This window comes from Leisingera sp. F5 (assembly GCF_001593695.1).
Genome location: NZ_LUKH01001212.1, coordinates 1 through 1,190, shown reverse-complemented (window position 1 = coordinate 1,190; position 1,190 = coordinate 1). Strand labels below are relative to the sequence as shown.

General features: G+C 61.8%; 1 protein-coding gene. It reads left to right on the top strand.

All coding sequences use genetic code 11. The features are described from left to right. Positions 1 to 239: 239 nt before the first annotated feature. On the top strand, positions 240 to 1,190 hold a 951-nt coding region (locus tag A2I95_RS40215), incomplete at its 3' end, for a mechanosensitive ion channel domain-containing protein (protein ID WP_291737920.1).

Below are 1,190 nucleotides of genomic sequence, written 5' to 3'. Positions count from 1 at the left end.
CGGGCGGCGCCATAGAACCGTTCGCGCAGCCGTGCGCGGTCTTGCAGTTCGATCTTTTGCGCCAATACGAGGGTCATGGCTGTCAGATACATCCGCAAGGGCCGGCAATCAAGATTCGTTCTAAGGCAGGGAATGGCAGGCGGCAGAGACATTAAACCGCCGTACCGCCCGGCGCTGCCCGCGTCTCTTCTTGATTGAAACCGGGCAGGACGGCAGACTGGCGGAAAAAAGGGGGCGTGATGGAGCCGGAAGAGCAGACCCTGCCAAAGGATGCAATCGCGGAAAGCACCGCCGAGGCGCTGGAGTTCGGGCAGCAGATCTGGGGCTTGCTGATGCAGGGGGGCGAGCTTCTGCTAAGGCCCTGGAACGCCTATCAGGTTGGCATTGCACTGGCGGTGTTCGTGCTGGCTGCCCTGATCGCCAAGCCGTTGGGCAGGGCTTTCCATGACTGGCTGCGCGGGCGCGAAGGCTGGCCGCGCTGGCGGATGCGGGTCGGGCTGGTGCTGCACAAACGGATCCGCGGCATCCTGTTTGTGCTGCTGATCTGGCTGGTGGTGCTGATCATGCAGGAGGCGACCTGGCCCAGCCGCTCGCGGTTGCTGGAACTGATCGCCAACCTGTCGCTGGCCTGGCTGATTGTCTCTTTTGCGACCAGGCTGGTCGGCAACCCCTTGCTGCGAAACCTGGTGAAATACGGCGCCTGGACCTGGATCACCCTGCGTATTCTGGGGATCACCCAAGAGGCAATTCATCTGCTGGACGGCATTGCCATAGAATTCGGCGACCTCAGGATTTCGCTCTATCTGGTGGTTCAGGCGGCGGTCATTCTTGGGGTGATGCTGACGCTGGCGCGGGTGATTTCATCGGTGGCGGCCAACCGTATCCGCAGCAACGCCGATATCTCCCCGTCTATGCAGGTTCTGGGCGCCAAGATGGCGCAGATCCTGCTGTTCGGCGGCGCCTTCTTCATTGGATTGAAGGCCATCGGCATCGACCTGACCGGGCTGGCGGTGCTGTCCGGTGCTATCGGCGTGGGGCTGGGTTTCGGGCTGCAGAAGGTGGTATCGAACCTGGTGTCTGGTCTCATCATCCTTTTGGACAAGTCGATCAAGCCGGGCGATGTGATCTCGTTGGGCGATACCTTCGGATGGATCAACGCGCTGGGCGCGCGCTATGTCTCGGTCGTGACC